Annotated in this window: 14 protein-coding genes and 1 riboswitch; of the genes, 8 read left to right on the top strand and 6 right to left on the bottom strand. The window is 53.2% G+C overall.

Annotated elements, in window-relative coordinates:
- Positions 1–80: 80 nt before the first annotated feature.
- The gene (locus tag NST08_RS02640; protein ID WP_213613165.1) at positions 81–2,387 is read left to right on the top strand and encodes a glycoside hydrolase family 65 protein; all 2,307 of its coding nucleotides are present in this window, start codon (positions 81–83) and stop codon (positions 2,385–2,387) included.
- A 304-nt stretch (positions 2,388–2,691) separates the two neighbouring features.
- Here NST08_RS02640 and NST08_RS02635 read toward each other — a convergent pair whose 3' ends face one another.
- Both NST08_RS02635 and NST08_RS02630 read right to left on the bottom strand, forming a co-directional pair.
- Positions 2,692–3,735 (bottom strand): EAL domain-containing protein, encoded by a 1,044-nt coding sequence (locus tag NST08_RS02635; protein WP_028404740.1) that lies wholly within the window; start codon positions 3,733–3,735, stop codon positions 2,692–2,694.
- 212 nt (positions 3,736–3,947) lie between these two features.
- On the bottom strand, positions 3,948–5,486 hold the full coding sequence (locus NST08_RS02630; protein WP_210094222.1) for a GGDEF domain-containing protein: 1,539 nt from the start codon (positions 5,484–5,486) through the stop codon (positions 3,948–3,950).
- A gap of 302 nt (positions 5,487–5,788) precedes the next feature.
- Between NST08_RS02630 and NST08_RS02625 the strand changes: the two genes are divergently transcribed.
- The 6 genes from NST08_RS02625 to NST08_RS02600 all read left to right on the top strand — a co-directional run bounded on the left by NST08_RS02625 (position 5,789) and on the right by NST08_RS02600 (position 11,000).
- Positions 5,789–6,172: a VOC family protein gene (locus NST08_RS02625; RefSeq protein ID WP_007130524.1), complete on the top strand. Its 384-nt coding sequence runs from the start codon at positions 5,789–5,791 to the stop codon at positions 6,170–6,172.
- 199 nt (positions 6,173–6,371) lie between these two features.
- A riboswitch (TPP riboswitch) is annotated at positions 6,372–6,483 on the top strand.
- A gap of 120 nt (positions 6,484–6,603) precedes the next feature.
- On the top strand, positions 6,604–7,644 hold the full coding sequence (locus NST08_RS02620) for an ABC transporter substrate-binding protein (protein WP_341341416.1): 1,041 nt from the start codon (positions 6,604–6,606) through the stop codon (positions 7,642–7,644).
- A gap of 103 nt (positions 7,645–7,747) precedes the next feature.
- Entirely contained in the window at positions 7,748–8,041 is a 294-nt protein-coding gene (locus NST08_RS02615) for a thiamine-binding protein (RefSeq protein WP_007130526.1), read from the top strand.
- Positions 8,038–8,793, top strand: coding sequence for an ABC transporter permease (locus NST08_RS02610; protein ID WP_007130527.1), 756 nt, complete (start codon positions 8,038–8,040; stop codon positions 8,791–8,793). The genes NST08_RS02615 and NST08_RS02610 overlap by 4 nt, the downstream gene beginning before the upstream one ends.
- Before the next feature lie 187 nt (positions 8,794–8,980).
- Positions 8,981–9,811 (top strand): ABC transporter ATP-binding protein, encoded by an 831-nt coding sequence (locus tag NST08_RS02605; protein ID WP_251536040.1) that lies wholly within the window; start codon positions 8,981–8,983, stop codon positions 9,809–9,811.
- Positions 9,812–10,157: 346 nt separating this feature from the next.
- Positions 10,158–11,000, top strand: coding sequence for a TatD family hydrolase (locus NST08_RS02600; protein ID WP_251536042.1), 843 nt, complete (start codon positions 10,158–10,160; stop codon positions 10,998–11,000).
- A 135-nt stretch (positions 11,001–11,135) separates the two neighbouring features.
- Here the strand turns inward: NST08_RS02600 and NST08_RS02595 are convergent, their stop codons facing one another.
- From NST08_RS02595 to NST08_RS02580, 4 genes are all read right to left on the bottom strand, one after another.
- Complete coding sequence (locus NST08_RS02595; protein ID WP_028404736.1) at positions 11,136–11,312, bottom strand: aspartyl-phosphate phosphatase Spo0E family protein; 177 nt, start codon at positions 11,310–11,312, stop codon at positions 11,136–11,138.
- Positions 11,313–11,582: 270 nt separating this feature from the next.
- On the bottom strand, positions 11,583–13,133 hold the full coding sequence (locus tag NST08_RS02590) for an extracellular solute-binding protein (RefSeq protein ID WP_007130531.1): 1,551 nt from the start codon (positions 13,131–13,133) through the stop codon (positions 11,583–11,585).
- Between the two features lie 88 nt (positions 13,134–13,221).
- Entirely contained in the window at positions 13,222–14,106 is an 885-nt protein-coding gene (locus tag NST08_RS02585; RefSeq protein ID WP_007130532.1) for a carbohydrate ABC transporter permease, read from the bottom strand.
- A 30-nt stretch (positions 14,107–14,136) separates the two neighbouring features.
- Complete coding sequence (locus NST08_RS02580; RefSeq protein WP_373872009.1) at positions 14,137–15,129, bottom strand: ABC transporter permease; 993 nt, start codon at positions 15,127–15,129, stop codon at positions 14,137–14,139.
- 338 nt (positions 15,130–15,467) lie between these two features.
- Between NST08_RS02580 and NST08_RS02575 the strand changes: the two genes are divergently transcribed.
- Positions 15,468–17,795, top strand: a complete 2,328-nt coding sequence (locus NST08_RS02575; protein ID WP_251536044.1) for a helix-turn-helix domain-containing protein — start codon at positions 15,468–15,470, stop codon at positions 17,793–17,795.
- Positions 17,796–17,941: the final 146 nt, after the last annotated feature.

Raw genomic sequence — 17,941 nt, 5'->3', positions numbered from 1 at the left:
TCCCGCCGTTTCCGGCAGCGATCATCCATATATTTTTTGCATTAGCAACCATTTTCCTAAAATCAAAGGAGCCGATGATTGTGAAACAATATTTAAAGCTTGATGAATGGTCAATTATTGAAGAAGGCTTTGACCCGCATACGCATGAAATTTCGGAAAGTATTTTCAGTATCGGCAACGGCTTTATGGGCCAGCGCGCCAACTTCGAGGAGTCCTACAGCGGCCCCTCCCTGCAGGGCAGCTACATGGCCGGTGTGTATTACCCGGATAAGACCCGCGTGGGCTGGTGGAAGAACGGATATCCCGAATATTTTGCCAAAGTGCTGAACAGTACGAACTGGATCGGGATCGGCATTGAAGTTGACGGCACGCCGCTCGATCTGGCCAAGTGCACGGTGAAGGACTTCGTCCGCGAGCTGAACATGAAGGAAGGCTACCTCGCCCGTCGCTTTACTGCGCGTATGGAGGATGGCAAGGAATTGAAGGTGGAAGCGATCCGTTTCGTAAGCATCGTGCGTCATGAGATCGGGGCCATCCGCTACAAAGTAACTCCTCTGAATTTCAGCGGTGAGCTGACGATCACCCCATACCTCGATGGGGATGTGAAGAACAAGGATGCCAACTATGACGAGAAATTTTGGCTGGAAGTGTTCAAGGAAGCTTCTCAGGGCTCTGCCGCGCTGACGGTCAAAACCAAAAAGCTCGATTTCCACGTCACCTCCGTCATGTCCTACGATATTGTGAAAAACGGCGAGAAGCTGAGCCTGCAAGCGGAATTGGTAGAGAAGGAAAAGTATGCGGCGAACCGACTGCGCGTTCAGATCGCTCAGGATGATGAAATCACCGTCTATAAATATGTGGCTAACGTGACTTCCCGCAACCACGGGCTCGGTGAGCTGCTTGACGCAGCCCGTTCCGTGCTGGCGCCTGCGGTCCAGACCGGGTTCGAGCAATTGCTCAAGGAGCAGGCTGACGCCTGGGGCGATAAATGGAAAGAGAGCGATATCGTCATTGAAGGCGATGTGGCGGCACAGCAGGCGATCCGCTTCAACATTTTCCAATTGAACCAGACATACAGCGGCGAGGATGACCGCCTGAATATCGGTCCGAAGGGCTTCACTGGAGAAAAATACGGCGGCAGCACATACTGGGATACCGAGGCTTATTGCCTGCCGTTCTATCTGAGCACGGCCGATGCAAGCATCTCCCGGAATCTGCTCATCTACCGTTACAAGCATCTGGAAAAAGCGAAGGAAAACGCCAAGAAGCTCGGCTTCACGAAGGGCGCCCTCTATCCGATGGTCACCATGAACGGCGAAGAGTGCCACAACGAATGGGAAATTACGTTTGAAGAGATTCACCGCAACGGCGCGATTGCCTATGCGATCTATAACTATGTCAACTACACCGGCGACCTCTCGTACCTGGGCCAATACGGGCTTGAGGTTCTCGTGGAAATTTCCCGTTTCTGGGAGGAGCGCGTCAATTACGTGCCTGCGAAGGACCGTTATATGATCCTGGGCGTCACCGGCCCGAACGAGTATGAGAACAACGTGAACAACAACTGGTACACGAACCGGATCGCCAGCTGGACGCTGGAGTATACGCTGGACGTTCTGGCCTACGTCAAGGAGAACGAAGCCTCCCGCTATGCCGAGCTGATCGATAAATTGGAGCTCGAGGGCAGCGAAACCTCCAAGTGGCAGGACATCATCAGCAAAATGTACTATCCGGAGGATCCGGAACGCGGTATCTTCCTGCAGCAGGACGGATTCCTGGATAAGGAGCTGGTACCGGTCAAGGAGCTTGATCCTGCGCACCTGCCGCTGAATCAGAATTGGTCCTGGGACCGGATCCTGCGTTCCGTATATATCAAGCAAGCCGATGTGCTGCAAGGTCTGTTCTTCCTGGGCGATCGGTACGATCTGGAGACAAAGCGGCGCAATTTCGACTTCTACGAGCCGTTCACCGTACACGAGTCCTCCCTCTCCCCTTGCGTGCATGCGATACTTGCCTGCGAGCTCGGGTATCAGGAGAAGGCTTATGAGATGTATTTGCGCACGGCTCGACTTGATCTCGACAACTATAACAACGATACGGAAGACGGCTGCCATACGACCAGCATGGCAGGCACATGGATGTCCGTCGTGCATGGCTTTGGCGGCCTGCGCGTGAGAGACGGCGTCCTCCACCTGAATCCGTTCATTCCGGGCCACTGGTCCTCCTTCTCGTTCAAGGTGATGTTCCGCGGATCCCGCCTGAAGGTTCAGGTGACCGACAAGGAAACCATCATCGTTAACGAGACCGACACGCCTGCCGTGCTGAACGTCAGCGGTAAGGAATACGGCATCGCCGGCCGTGGCGAGGTAAAAGCACCGCGAGCTTGATCGGTTTATTCGGGCAGACCCAAGCAGCCCGGGCTTCATGTAGGACCGACTGATTGTAGGATCCACTGATTGTAGGATTGAGGGCTTGTAGAAACGAATAATGCTCGGGACGGTCTGAGGATTTACTTCACCGTTCTCTGCCCTATCACGAAAAGGAAGAAGCTCCGTCACCTGTGTGCGGAGCTTCTTCCTTTATATAAACGGATATTCCGCTTGCCGTTGGCACGCTAGGACAGGACCCGTATCTTCACTAAGGCTATAATAATACTGTGATGATCAGGCTAAGCCGCCGGGCTAGCTTTGGTTAAATGAGCTGCGGCTCCGGACCGCATGGGGGTCGCTGGGACGGTTTTCCGAACAGATATCCTTGCGACAGCTCGATTCCGATTTCCCGGCAGAAATGGAATTCCTCCCGTCTTTCAATCCCTTCGGCAAGCACCATCGCCCCGAACTCGTGAGCCATATGGGTAATGGTCACAAGCTGCCTTTGCTGGGTTGGATTCTGATCACAGCCGTCGATCAGGCTTCGGTCTATTTTGACATAATCCGGTTTCAGCTTGATCATTTGCTCCAAGGTGGAGTAGCCTGCCCCTACGTCATCCATCGCTACCGAGATCCCGTGGCTGCGATAGGCCTCGAAGATCGATTGCAGGTGCCCGACATCATCGACCTTCTCGGTTTCCACCACCTCGAATACGAAATCCCCGGGATCGAGCCCGAGTCGTTCAATCGTATGGAAGGTATGGTTCAGGCACATCTGGGCGTCGTAGATCGAAGATGGCAGGAAATTCACGAAGCGCTTCACGCCCTTCGGAAGCCATTGTGCGCTGGTTTCAATCGCAGACGTTCTGGCCGCTTGATCCAGAAAAACCTGCAAACCGGTCTTGCGTGCCGTTTCGAACAGCTCATGGGGCTTAAACGGGATCCCGCCTTTGAGCGGACGCAGCAGAAATTCATAGGCAACAATATGCTCGGACGGATCCACGATCGGCTGCATATAGCTCGTAAATTCTTTATGTAATATAACGTTCACCATATCATAGTGCTCCATCTGCAGCTCAAACCTCTGCATCGGCGTCCAAATATGCCGGGTCTTCGGAGCTTCCCCTCCAGTGACACAGAAGGACAGCTCATCACATAGATTTCGCGGAAGGGATTGCAGACACTCCATAATGGAGATCAGATCGGAACGTTCCTTATAGTTCACAGCACAACTCTCATTGTGTTCCTGCACCGTGTAGCCGTTCTGTGCAAGCAAGCGCACAAGCTCTTGCCGAGCAGGCTTCATATGAACGGTTCTTCCTTGGTCCTCAATCGCTTCAAAGGTGCTGCAATTGTCGCAAATCATGTTCGTCCTCCTTGGCAAGCAAGCTCTCACTATGCTTTATCGGCATTTAGAATATGATTTCTTTGCATTTTATGGATTTCTATCAAACTTATGACCTAATTTTACTGCAAATGCGTAATATCTATGTTAAAGCGACTCTTGATATAGCAAAAATCGACAAGAATTGCCGATAACAACTGACTTTCGACGATCCGACAAAGGAATCGCACCTTTTAATCCGCTTTCTTATGAAGAAGCTGCAGCAGCATGGTCTGCTCTACGTCAAAATGCCACCGGGCATGCCGCTCCTTCGCCGCATACATCGCCGTATCCGCACGGCCGATCAGCTCCTGGTCATCCTTGGCATGATCGGGGTAAACCGCAATCCCGATGCTCGGCGAGGTGTAAATTTCGGTTCCTTCCAGCTCATAGGGCTCGCTCAGCAGCGTCCAGATATCCTCCGCCATCCAGATCAGCTCCTGATCCTCTCCGGCCGGATACAGCATAACCGTAAATTCATCGCCGCCGAGCCGGGATACGATTACGCCCTTTGACTCCAGCGAATGGAGGCGCTGCGCCACCTTCTGGATCAGCAAATCCCCCGCACGGTGCCCATACTTGTCATTCACGCGCTTAAAACGGTTCAAGTCCATATACAGCAGTCCGACACGGAAACCGGCCCGATCTGCTTCGCCCAAAGCTTCCGAAAGCCTGGCGTTAAAATAACGACGGTTATACAGGCCCGTCAAATCGTCGCGGTGCGCGAGCGATTCACTCTTCTGCAGGCTGACATGCAGCCTTTCGAACAAGCGGTCATTCTCGACCTGAATCAGGATTTGCCTGATCAAAATGAGAATGAAGCAGAGGGTCAAGCCGGTAAATAGACCGCTCCATCCCCCGAACCGATGGGCCATCAGGGCAAACATTCCGCCAAGGACGCTGTAGGGCAGCAAATATCGTACGATCAAGGTTCCTGCCGGCCACGGCTTCTTCTCGGATAGGGATCTCCTCCCCCTTCGAGGCAGCGTTTGTCCACCCGCAAAGCCGATAAAGCATGCAGAGAGGGTGTGCAGCGGATATACATATAGGCCAGCTCCGATGTTCATGAAACTATCAAGAAAGATCCGAAGGACATCCCCGAGCGCAAATGCGCTTCCACCAAGGCACAGGAAGATGACCGCCCGCTTGTGCAGCTGCTTAGTGTTAAAATACACGACCAGCGTAAAGAACATCAGTACGATTCCGCACAGCGGATAGAGCATCGCTCCTCCGGCCGACCTCCAGACGGTATCCGTCCCGCTCTCCATCTCCGGCTTAATGAGATACTCCCACCCCACCGTCATCAAGGTAATCGCAACAATGATGATGTCCAGGGTAAACCGAGCGCCCCGCAGCGGACCCTGCACTCGTCTGAACAGGTAAATCAGGGCACCGGCGAACAATAGAGCTTCCAAGCTCCAGAACAGTTCCGCCAGCCGGATGGATCCGCCAAACACCCCTCCAATCCATTCATCACCCGCATACAGGATGCGCCCTATTGCATCGCCGGCCAATCCGGCTGCAATCAGAAGCCAAAATCTGCGAAGATGGCCTTGCTCATACCGACTGCCAATCACCCCGATCAAATACGCGAATGCGGCTATCGGAGCCATAATGGCTAAGATGCGGTGAAGCAATAAAGCGTCCGGCATCCACAGGGCCAATATCCATTGGATCAATGCGTATCCAATCGCGAGCCGAATATATATGGAATCGGATGGACCCGGGCTCATTCATATCCCTCCCTGAAACAAAAGGTAGGCTTGGTCATTCATGATGAATAGGTCTTTCGAATTAAAGCGTTTCCATATCCAATCATACTTTTAGCCCGAGGAAAAGTAAAGAAAGAAGCGCCCAACAACTGGATATTTATAGGCATATAGGCCGCGTAGAATCGTTATTTGCGGAATTGTCCCGGGATTGTAGTCACTCAATCCCCACTTGACACATGGGGTTTATGTAGTATTATTCTTTCATATCAACGTATCTTTGGTTTTATATCCTAGCATAGTTTCATGGAAGGGGTTCTTGTAAAATGGGACAAAGACGATTGGACCATGTAGGCATTGTCGTAAGGGATCTGGAAGCAACGATCGCTTTCTATACGAAGGTGGTCGGCCTTGAGCTCAAGGACCGTCTGACGCACACGAACGGTGTCATCCAGCTGGCTTTCCTCGGCTTTAACGGCAGCGATGAAACCGAGGTCGAGCTGATTCAAGGATACAGCGACTCCCTTCCTGCGGAGGGAACGGTGCATCACTTTGCCGTCAGCACGGACGACATTGAAGCGGAATATGCACGGGTGAAAGAGCTGGACGTTCCGCATCTGGATGAGGAAATCGTCACGCTGCCCAACGGCTACCGCTATTTCTTCGTGCACGGTCCGGAAGGCGAATGGATTGAATTTTTCCAGCGCTAACAGGCCAGGTCTAAGGTTGCCCGCCCGCATATAGAGACTCCTATGGGTCGCCTGGATCATTCGGGTCTTCCATGCCTGGACAGCCACTCACCCCGGCGACCTATACGAACGTAGAAAATCGCCTTCAGGCATGGGGCGTTCCCGTACTGGACAGGTGCTTCCGGTAGGTCTATAATAACGGAAGTATAACCCGTAACTTCATAAATACCGGGGGAGCTGGAATCGGCCGGCTGAGAGTGTATCCCATAGAGATACTGACCCTTATACCTGATCTGGGTAATGCCAGCGTAGGAAGCCATAGGATTGCGGCTGTTCATAAGCCGTAGTATATACTTACGCCGTCATGCGCTCCGATACGATCGGGGCGTTTTTTGTTGTTGTTATGAAGTTAATACGGAAAATGGAAGACATATAAGGAGAGGAGAAACACGATGAAACAACGTACATGGCTCTCTCTGCTGCTAGCCTGCGTCCTGCTTCTGGTCGCTTCCGGCTGCGGGGCAAGCGGCCAGAACGGCGGAAGCGCGCCCGGCAAGCAAGAGACTGCCGGAGAAGGAGAACAGCCGGCCAAGCTCCGCGATGTCCAATTGATGCTGGACTGGTCGGCGAACACGAACCACACCGGATTATATGCAGCCAAGGAGCTCGGATATTATGAGGAGGAAGGGCTGAACGTGCAAATCGTACAGCCGGGCTCCGGGGGAACCGATGCGATGGTCGCTTCCGGCAACGTACCGTTCGGCATCAGCTATCAGGAGGGCGTAACGCTCGCCCGGACACAGGGGCTGCCGCTGGTTTCGATCGCAGCCATCATTCAGCATAATACGTCCGGATTCGCTGCACCGAAGGATCGGGGCATCAAGAAGGCCTCCGATTTTGAAGGAAAATCCTACGGAGGCTGGGGCTCTCCGATTGAGGAAGCCGTCATGAAATCGATCATGGAGATCGATGGAGCCGATGTGAACAAGGTCAACATCGTGAACATCGGAGACGCCGATTATTTTACGGCGGTTAAGCGGGATATTGATTTCGCCTGGATCTACTATGCCTGGACAGGCATTGAAGCCCAGCTTCGCGGCGAGCCGCTGGACATGATCTACGTGAAGGATTATTCCGAACAGCTGGATTATTATACGCCGGTCATCGTAACGAACGAGAAGCTGATCGCGGATGACCCGGAGCTTGTCAAAGCGTTCATGCGCGCAACGTCCAAAGGCTATCAATATGCGATAGACCATCCGGAAGATGCCGCGGCACTGCTGTCGAAGGCAGTTCCCGACCTGGATGCCGAGCTGGTGCTGGAAAGCCAGAAGTGGCTCAGCCCGCGCTATCAAGATGACGCGCCGCGCTGGGGCGAGCAGAAGGCCGAGGTTTGGTCCGGATATGCCGACTGGATGTTTGAGCGCAAGCTGCTGGAGAAGGAATTGGACGCGGAGCGCGCGTTTACGAATGAGTTTTTGCCTGACAAATAGGAGAAGCACTCCCCGCAGCATTGCAATGCTGCTTCGCGGCTCATCGGCATGAGGCTTAACGGCCGTGCAAATGAGAACCCATATACGAAAGGACGATTGACTCATGGCGAATACACTGCTGAGCATTCAAGTCATTCCGCGTACGCCGGACGGCGGAGACAGCATCCCTTATGTGGATGAAGCCATTAAGGTAATCCAGGATTCCGGCGTCAAATACGAGGTCCATGCTTTGGAAACAACGATGGAAGGCGAGCTGTCCGAGCTGCTCCGCATCGTGGAGCGAATGCATGATGCGCTGGTGAAAGCCGGGAGTCCGAGCATCATCTCCCAAGTCAAAATCGCACATCATCCGCAGGGCATCAGCATGGATAAGCTCACGGAGAAATACCGTCCATGAAAAGCTGGTGGAGCTCGATATGGCCGCCCGTCGTGGCGGTCCTCTTCTTTTTGATCGTGTGGCAGGCTGCGGTCTGGATGTTCGATATCGAGAAATTCATTCTGCCTGCGCCGACGGCTATCGGGCATGAAGCCATCACCGGGGCGTCGGGACTTATGGAACACACCTGGGCTACCCTAAAGTTAACCGTGATCGGATTTGCCATCGGAACCGGTATCGGACTCCTGCTCTCTTTGGCTCTGCACAGGGTCCCTTTTCTCAAAACAGCCCTTTATCCGCTTCTCATCTTAAGCCAGAACGTGCCGACCATCGCCTTGGCCCCGCTCCTCATGATCTGGTTCGGGTTCGGCATGCTGCCGAAGGTCATCGTCATTACGCTCGTTTGCTTCTTCCCCGTAGCCGTAGCGGCCCTCGACGGGCTGGCACGGACCGACCGCACGATGATGAATTATATGCAGATGACGGGAGCCACGCCGTGGCAAATCTTCACCAAGCTGGAGCTTCCGCACGCGCTGCCATCCATCTTCTCCGGGATTCGGATCGCGGCCACGTATTCGGTCATGGGGGCGGTCATCGGGGAATGGATCGGGTCTGACCGGGGAATCGGCTATTATATGATGCTGCAAAAATCCGGGTACCGGACCGATCGCGTATTCGTGGCCATTCTGGTTATCGTGCTGCTCAGCCTGCTCATGGTAGGCGTTATCACCCTGCTGGAGAAACGGCTGATCCGCTGGAACCGGAAGCATTGATTGGCATGGCTTGGCCATATAGATGCTCTCTGCTTCATGAGTTGAACGATTGAACCGGGAGGCGGGGCAAATACATGCAGGGTTCCTCTTGCATCGCGGCTGCTCCCAGCTTTAAATGGTTCTTTCATATTCAGATTACAGATAAGGTTGAAATCAGGGATCTTAATAAAGAAGGGAGGCTGCCCATATGACGCAGCAAGCGCCTGATTCCGTCTTGAATTCGACCGGCGGCGCAGCCGCTCCCCCCGCTCCTGCCCTGGAGGTCCGGGGGATTCGCAAGGTGTTCCGCGAGCGGCGCAGTGAAGTGCATGTGCTGGAGGAGCTGTCGCTTAAGGTGCTTCCCGGGGAATTCGTATCGATCATCGGCCCTTCCGGCAGCGGAAAAAGCACGCTCTTTCACATCATCGGCGGATTGATTGCGCCTGATGCCGGTCAGGTCCTCATGGAGGGACTGGAGGTCACCGGGGAGAAGGGCCGCATCGCTTATATGCCGCAGCAGCCGGCCTTGTTCCCGTGGCGGACGATTGAGGACAACGTCCTGCTGCCGGAGGAGCTCCGGGGGACCTCTAAAGCTTCCGCTCGCGCCCATGCCCGCGCTTGGATGGAACGGGCCGGGCTTGGCGGCTTCGAGCAGGCTTATCCGCATACCCTATCAGGCGGGATGCAGCAGCGCGCGGCATTTCTGCGGGCGCTCATGAGCCCGCAGGAGGTCATGTGCCTCGATGAGCCGTTCAGCGCGCTCGATGCCCTGACCCGAAGCGACATGCAGCGCTGGCTGCTCGATATATGGGAGGACACGCGGCGCTCGGTGCTGATGATCACCCATCATATTGAGGAGGCGCTGCTGCTCTCGGACAGCATCTATATTCTGTCCGCGCGTCCCGGCTCGGTTCTGAAACGGGTCGAGGTTCCGTTCACCCGTCCTCGCCGGGAGGATCTGCTGCTGGATCCGTCCTTCATCGAGCTGAAATCCGAGATTTCAGCCGTGCTGCGGCAGGAGCAGCAGAAACGCAATTGACTAGCAGGGACTGCTATCAGGACGCTGACTTGCTATGCTTCCGGCTGCATTCAAGATGCTGACTTGTTATGTTCCAGCCGCTGTCAGGTGCAGATTTGTTATGCTTCAGCCGATTGTAGGAAATGTTAACTTGCCATTCCTCTTGAAGCTGCTGTATGCTGCATAACAATTTCATTTGATGCGGATTATAGATTCCATTCCTCAGACGGAACAGCCGGCTGCATGCATAAGCAAGCGGCCGGCTGTTATAGGTTCCGGCACGGAGCCGGATAAGTAAAGAATAGCTTCTATATAATATATGTAGAGACAAACTGTAAGAACATTGGATACGAAAGGAGGGCTCATTATGGCATCCGGAACAGCTTCAACCTCATTACCGCTTGAACCGTATGATCGAGTGGATATCCCGCTCATCGATACGCATATCCATCTCGACAGCTATTCGCTTGCCGATCAGGAGAGCATCGCCTCGGCGCTCGCGATGGGAAACGTCCAATACATCATCACCGTGTCCATGAATCTGCCCTCTTGCAAACGCAATCTGGAGCTGTCGCGAATCTACGGGGACTCCATTAAGCCTGCTTTCGGCTATCACCCGGAGCAGCCTCTCCCCTCTCCGGACGAAACCGAAGAGCTGCTTCGCTGGATGGAGAACCATGTCCAAGACATGGTGGCGGTCGGGGAGGTCGGCCTCCCCTATTATGCAAGACTGGAGGCGGAGTCAGCAGGACATTCGTGGGACAACGCGCCTTATATCGAGCTGCTCGAAAGATTCGTCGCCTTTGCGAAGAAGCACGATAAACCGATCATTCTGCACGCCGTGTATGAGGAAGCGGATACCGCATGCGATCTGCTCGAAGCCTACGGGATCGCCCGCGCTCATTTTCATTGGTTCAAGGGCTCACGCGATACGTTAGACCGGATGGCCGCAAGCGGCTATCATATCTCCTTTACGCCGGATATCCTTTATGAAGAAGAGATCCGCGATATTGCGAGAATGTATCCTCCGCAGCTGGTCATGACCGAGACGGATGGTCCTTGGCCGTTCGAGGGTCCCCTTCAAGGGCAGACGACCCGACCGGAAATGACCGCCCTTGCCGCTGCCGCTTGGGCCGAGCTGCAGGGGATTTCCGAACAGGAAGCGCGCAGACAGCTGTATCGAAATGCCGCACGGCTGTACGGACTATAAAAGCGAACGATACATGCTGGCCGAAGGCAGCTTTTCGTTGGTTTCGACGGTTGATATACTATCCATGGTTCGCGAAGTAATGTGAAATCGGAATCTATGAATCTTGCGTTTCGGTAAACCGCTTCAAGTCAATCTTTATGCAATCGGCTTGTCCTCCCGAAGGAAGCGGTTATACTGATTAATCAGCTCGTCCAGCACCGCCGATTGCTCGAGGACCTTGGGATGATTAAAATCACGATATCGCTGCTTCATCTTATGAAGCTTATTTCTCTCTCGCTCGATATCAAATTTCATGCCGTCCTTCGTTTTCATGATTTATGCCTCCCTTATGTAATATTTTATACTTTAATGTAAAATTCTAGAATGTTTGATGTTAGACATCAGGGAGGCATAACACAGAGGCTCGGAAGCCTGTTATAATACGGAATAATCACTGCAGGGCTTGAAGTAGCGCGCCCCTTCACATAAAAACAAGGCCGTCCATGAGCAGAGTCTTCTCTGCCCGGACGGCCTTTTTCATATATAGATGCGAGTTCAAGTCGCCGGCTTTTCAGCACCGAAATTTGAACAGCCTCTATAAAATTATTTCAGGTACTTCTCCTGGTACGCCTTAGTCATTTCTTCCGTAATTTCCGCCATCTTCGGATCATTCTTGATCGTTTCGATCAATTGATCATACGCTTCAATCGGCTCCTTGCCCGTAATGACCATGACGCGCATGTCTTCCACTTTCTTGGAGATTTCAGGATAATATTTATTATACGCCTCCGAATACAGCTCTGCCGAAGGATTCGGCACCTTGACCGTCTTGCGCTCCGTTACGATCTCCACGTTGCGCTGATATACCTCATCCGGCATCCCCACGGCGCTGATCGCCATATCGTCGCTCACCAGATGAATCATATTGTTCAGGTTTCCGTCTCCCGTCTTATCGATTGCCGCTTGCGGCGTTGCCACCTTCTTGCCGTTCTCTACCTTGTAATGAACGCCCTCGAGGCCGTACGTCAGCATCTCGTTGCCTTCCACGCTGTAGCCGTAGTCAAAGAACTCCAGAATTTTCTTCACCTTGGCTTCCGGAACCTTCTTCGGGATCAGATATACGCCATAATACGGTGAGCCTGAAGGAGTATATTTCACCCCATTCGCATTTTCCAAATAAGCCAGCGGCATCAGGTCCGCCTTCGGATCAACCTCCTTCACCGGTTGACCGGTTACCCAGGCATGGTTCATGGACATGCCCCCGACTCCGGCCTTGGCGCTGCGCATCGTATCCATGACCTGCGAGAACTTCATGATGGCGAAGTCCTTAGGGAACAGGCCATCGTCATAAGCCTTTTTGATCCACAGCATAGCCTCCCTCGACGCATCCGACGTGATGATCGGAGATAGCGTATTATCCGGCTCCAGCTTCCAGCCCCCTTGCGTCTCGTTGAAAATATTATAAATATAAGCAAGCGCGCCCGGGTTGGCCGCGTACGGAATTTCATCCGCTTGGCCGTTCCCGTTCGGATCTTTCTCCTTAAAGGCCTTTAGCACGTTATAGAATTCGTCGAGCGTCTTGGGCGTTTCCAGTCCCAGCGCATCCAGCCAATCCTTGCGGATCATCGGGAACACGCCGCCGCCATAGCTCGGATAGTAGCGCGGAATAACCATGTTCTTGCCGTCTACCTTCGTGATCTCCCACATTTCCTTCAGCTCTTCGCGGTTTAAATTCGGATAATCCTTAAGGAACGGGGTCAAGTCCCAGAACACCCCTTGCTTCAGCATTTTCTGCAGCTGCGGGTTCTGCATCGATTCGACGAACGTTACTTCCGGCAGGTCGCCGGACGCAAGCATGACGTTAATTTTCTCCTCCGCCGTGGAAGGGGACAGCCAGGTGATGTTCAGCTTGGTGTTGGTTCGCTTCTCCAGCTCCTTCCAGAGAGGATTCGTGTTATCGATGAATTCAGTCGCGTAGTTCAGGGTCTGAATCGTAATGCTTGTCGGCTCTCCGCCATCCTTTCCGCCTCCGCTGCCGCTGGCGGTGCCTCCCGAGCCGCCACCGCATGCACTGAGCAGGAGCGAGCTGGCCAAGATCAGTAAGCTGGCCGTCTTAACAAGCGATTTTCCAGGCTTGAGCTTCATTGTTTTCATAAAATGGACCTCCCTTTATCATTGGATTGGCTTCTGTCTGAACCTGATGGATAATGGATGTTGTATCCATGTGTAACCATATATCGAATCATTCCTTGACGGAGCCTACCATCGCCCCTTTGGCGAAGTGCTTCTGCAGGAATGGGTACACCAGCATGATCGGCACGGTTGCAATAACGACCGCCGCCATTTTCAATGTTTCGGTCGGAACCTGCCGGTTCACTTGGAACGCAAACCCTCCGCCATTGCCTGATCCCATCGTTGTCGGATCGACGAGCATATTTTGCAGCAGCACCTGCAGCGGCCACATCTTCTGGTCGTTAATGAACATCAAGGCGTTAAAGTACGTATTCCAATAGCCGACCGCGAAGAACAATCCGAAGGCAACGAGGGCAGGCAATGACAATGGCAGAATGATGCGCCAGAACACGCCGATATCATTGGAGCCGTCGATCATGGCGGCTTCCTCCAGGCTGACCGGAATGCTGTCGAAGAAGCCCTTCATGAGCAGGACATACCATGCACTGGTCAAGCTCGGCAATATAAGCGACCAGACGCTGTCGATCAGTCCCAGATTACGGACGACCAGGTAGAGCGGAACGAGCCCCGGCGTGAAGAGAAACGTGAGCAGCACCATGATCATCATCGCTTTGCGGAACCGCAGGCGTTTACGGGACAATGCATACGCCATCCCGCCCGTAACGAGCAGGCTGAGGAGCGTGCCGATCGTCGCCAGGAACACGCTCACCGATATCGAGCTGACAAATAATCCGTTCGACAGCAAATGCTTGTACGCATCCAGGGTCCAGACCCGCGGCCATAAAATCAGGCTTCGTTGATAATACTCCACCGGATCCGTAAACGAAAGAATCACGGTATAGTAAATGGGAAATATCGTTGCCAGACCGACGACCAGCAGCAGCCCGTTATTTACGAGGCTAAAGAGCCGCGTCTTCCAACCTTTCTCATGCATGCTTCCATCCTCCTTGTCTTCGTCGATGTTCTAGTACAAGCTTTCCTGGCCGTATCGTCTGGCCAACCGGTTGGCGGTGACGACCATAATGACGCCGACGATCGATTTAAACAATCCGATAGCCGTGCTGTAGCTGAACTCTCCCTGCCGGATCCCCACCCTGTAAACATAAGTGTCGAACACTTCGGCCACCTGGGTGACAGGCGCATTCATCATCAGATAAATCTGCTCGAATCCCGTATCGAGGATCGTTCCCAGGCGGAGTATGAGCAGGATCATAATCACATTGCGCATGGCCGGCAGCGTAACATGCCACATTCGTCTAAAGCGCCCCGCGCCGTCCATGACGGCCGCTTCATACAATTGAGGATCAACGCCGGCGATGGCCGCAAGGAATATAATCGTTCCCCACCCGACCTCTTTCCAAATGGACTGTGCCGTAAGCATGGCCCAGAAATAGTTCGGATTGGAGAGAATATCGACCGTCTCCCAATTCATGGACATGAACCACTTGTTGACCAAGCCCTCGGATTGCGAGAACATCAGATAAGTCAGGCCATAGATCAGCACCCATGACAAAAAGTGCGGAATATACACTAACGATTGGATAGTTCGTTTATAAAGGGAGCTTCGAACCTCATTCAGCATCAGAGCCAGTATGATCGGCGCCGGAAAAAAGAAAATCAAGCTCAGGAAGCTAATCGCAAGCGTATTGCGCAGCAGCATCCAGAAATCATTGTTGGAGAAAAAGCGGATGAAATGCTCAAAGCCTACCCAAGGGCTCCCCAGCACCCCGAAGTACGGCGAATACTCCTGGAAGGCAATGACGAGATTCGTAATCGGAACGTATTTGAAAATGATAAAAAAGATAAGGCCCGGCAAGGCCAGGACATACAAATATTTATCGCGCGCTACATCCGCCCATAGCCGTCCCCACTTCGTTTTGGACTTCCCGGAAGTGGGAGCTTTCCTGCTTGCTCCCCTGTTCTTCGGTTCGATCTGAACGGTCTCCAGTTCTTTCATCGTTATTCCCTCGCTTTCAGCCTCGTCATCTCGTTTCGATCTGCCGTTCATTTGGAACGCATTCTAAATGTAAACGGTTCCAACATTCCCTGCAATTTCACTTTTTTTCCGCCGGCCCTCCCCCTCGTTCCAATCGATGCAGCATCCGCGCAAAGCTTGATACGTCAAGTGGTTTGGCTTGTCCATTTCCTTCTCTTGCACTTTTTTTCCTGGAGGTGATTTAGGCAGATACGACCTTTTCACTGCACCGCTCATTCGTTATGATAATACTTAATCCATCCCGGCTTACTTCGACCAAGCCTTTGATTTCGTTTATAACCAACCAGGGGGTTCATGCAATGAGGGCAAGAAATCTTGAAACCGATTTCAAAGGAATTATGTATTGGAGAAGCATAGCGCTTGCCGTGCTCTTAACATGCCTTCCCATCTCGGCCATAACGGCCGTTTATCTGTATGTAGGGAATCAGCATATGATCAATCAATATCAACAGCGGAACGAGGAAACCTTGGTCGACGCTGCGAGGCAAGTGGACGAGCAGTTCACGCAGCTGGTCCAATATGCGCTCAATATGGTGGTGAAGCCCCACTTTAAGCCTTCCTTGTCAGATATGGATTTTGTATCGAATATTGAAGAGACGGACGAGCTGTTCAATACGTTGAACCTGGTGGAGAATGCCGATCCTCTTGTCGACCAGGTATACCTCTATATCAAAAAGCAAAATAAAATCATGGAGCCTGATCTCGGCCTCCGATCGCTGGACCGGGAAAAGGATGCGGCCAGCTTCAAGAGTCTGATGGACGGGGATGCCGATATGTTCTGGGTGCATGATCTTGAGCGTCCTTTCAACAAAGGGGGCTCCACCCATGCGCTCGTGATGAGGCTTCCGTTCAACGGCCATACGCCGTACGGGGCCATCGTCATTTACATTGACCCATCGAAGCTGCACGTTATCCGCAATAGCGAGAATGTATCCTTCCTGCTGGATGACCAGGGCCATGTGATCGGGGAGTCCGGGATGAGCAGCCAAATGCCGGAGGCGATGCAAGCGATCCGGGAGCAGTTGATGCTGCGCGGACGCGAAGACGTCCAGACCTCCAATCAGCTGCGGATGAAGGTTCGGATCCCACAGGATGTATTGCTTGTAAATACCGTTCAATTTGAAAAGATGCAGCGGCAATGGACCTATGTATCCGGCACGCCGCAATCGGCAATCATCGCACCGACAAAACCGTACACGCATATCATTCTGATCTGCTTTGCTTTTGCGCTCGCGGCTTCCTTGGCAATAAGCTGGTATGCGTCCAAGAGCATGTACCGTCCAATCCGGAAAATGCTCCATATGATCGGCAGCGATAAAGCCAAGCCCGGCGCAAGGTATAATGAGCTCGATTACATAGAAAATGAGTGGAAGCAGTACCGGTTCTCCCATTCCACGCTGCAGAGCCAGTGGAGCCAATCGCTGCCGGCGATTCGCGAGGCTTATATCAATCAATTTCTGAGCGGACAGGCTGCCCATCTGACCGAGAGCGAATACGCGGCAAAGCTGCAGGAAATGGAGCTCGATATTACCGACAAGCAGTTTGCGGCCATTGTCCTTCAGCAGCATACGCACGGGGAAGACCGGACACCGTTAACGGAAAATGATGAGCATCTCCTTACCTACGCCGCCCTGAATGTCATTCAAGAGCTGGCGGAGGATTTGAAGGCCTACGTTCATCCGATCAACTTCTTTGACGGCTCCTTCGGCGTCATCCTGATCGTCCCGGCCTCCTCCGATGCAGATGACGGGCGTGCCGACATCATCAAATCATTGTGCGATCAGATCATGCGCGCCCTGCGGGATACGCTGCGCATGACGGCAACCCTTGTGCTTGGGGGGCCGAGCCGGAAATGGACCGATGTTCCCCATCTGCTGGAGCAGGCCAAGCGGGCGCTGCATTACCGCTCCTTCGATGCCGGCAGTCAGGTGCTTGAGGCCGAAACGGTGCTGTCCCAGAAAAATGACTGGGTCGACTTTCCGCTGGAGCTGGAGCAGGAGTTCATTCATGCCTTGAATTTGGGGCTGCACGACAATGCACGGCGGTCCCTAAGCCGGTTCGTCACGGCCCTTCAGGCGGGAGGCGGCTCGGAATGGCATGTCCATCATGGACTGATGCGGCTGCTTACCAGCGTTCATCGCTCCATGCTGCAGGCCGGACTGAACCCTTACCAGGTGTACGACTTCTCCAATCTGCAGGAGCAGCTGTCCCTGCTCCGCGATTCCAAAGCTTGCGTGGACTGGTTCCAAAGGGAGATTATCGAGCCCTATCTCGATCAGCTGAAGAAGAATTTCAACAGCTCCATGAAATCCCTGGTGGAACACGTGCTTGAGCAAATCGAACAGAACGGGATGCAGGATCTGTCCCTGGATACGATCGCCATGGAAGCCGGCGTCAGCGTATCTCAGCTAAGCAAGGCGTTTAAGCAGATGACGGGCACGAACTATGTGGACTATCTGACAACCGTGCGCATGAACCGCTGTAAAGAGCTCCTGCTCACGACCGACCTGCGGATTCATGAAATCGCGGAGGCCGCGGGGTACCAGCCCTCGTACTTCAACCGAATGTTCAAGAAGCTCGAAGGCGTGACGCCCGGCCAATACCGCCAGCAGGGCTCCGCCAATTAGTGTAATTGTACAAGAACCCCCTCCTCGACTGGAGCAGAATGAAAAAACCGCAGGTTGGCTGCATCTGAACTGTGACCCATAAGATGGACACTTTGAAAAAAGTGACTTCTTGTGGGTCATTTGTGTTTTAATCAAGGTATGTGACG

The organism is Paenibacillus sp. FSL K6-1566, assembly GCF_038050475.1.
In the GTDB taxonomy this organism is placed as follows: domain Bacteria; phylum Bacillota; class Bacilli; order Paenibacillales; family Paenibacillaceae; genus Paenibacillus_AQ; species Paenibacillus_AQ lactis.
This window is presented reverse-complemented; position numbering and strand designations above follow the sequence as displayed.